This is a genomic window from Vibrio sp. 10N.222.49.C9, assembly GCF_041474985.1.
GTDB lineage: Bacteria > Pseudomonadota > Gammaproteobacteria > Enterobacterales > Vibrionaceae > Vibrio > Vibrio crassostreae_C.
In genome coordinates this window covers 1-295 of sequence record NZ_JBFRVD010001292.1, presented here as the reverse complement: position 1 = coordinate 295, position 295 = coordinate 1, and the positions used below count along the sequence as shown (strand labels likewise).

The window sequence follows — 295 nt, the reverse complement described above, 5'->3', positions numbered from 1 at the left end:
CCAGTGGGATAGATCCTATAAACGGGTAGATGTGTTTCTTGAATTGCGCTCGGTGCTTCTCAAAGTTAGCTCTACTCTTTGAGGCATCAACTGTTAGCCAGTGTTCTAATGCGTCTTGTACTGTGACAGCTTCCAATACCTTCATTTTCTTTAGCTGGCGCTCTAGCTTAGGGTCTTGTCCATCAGAAAGTAGCTTCTTACATTTGATTGCTTCTTCTCTAGCCTCTGACAGTGTCACGATTGGATAAACACCTAGTGCCAAGTCCTGAGGTTTGCCGTTGTAGCGGTATCGGAA

General features: G+C 45.1%; 1 protein-coding gene. It reads right to left on the bottom strand.

Going from position 1 to position 295, the window contains the following annotated elements:
- Positions 1–295 (bottom strand): Arm DNA-binding domain-containing protein (locus tag AB4585_RS27965; protein ID WP_372172018.1); only part of this gene is annotated, 295 nt, incomplete at both ends.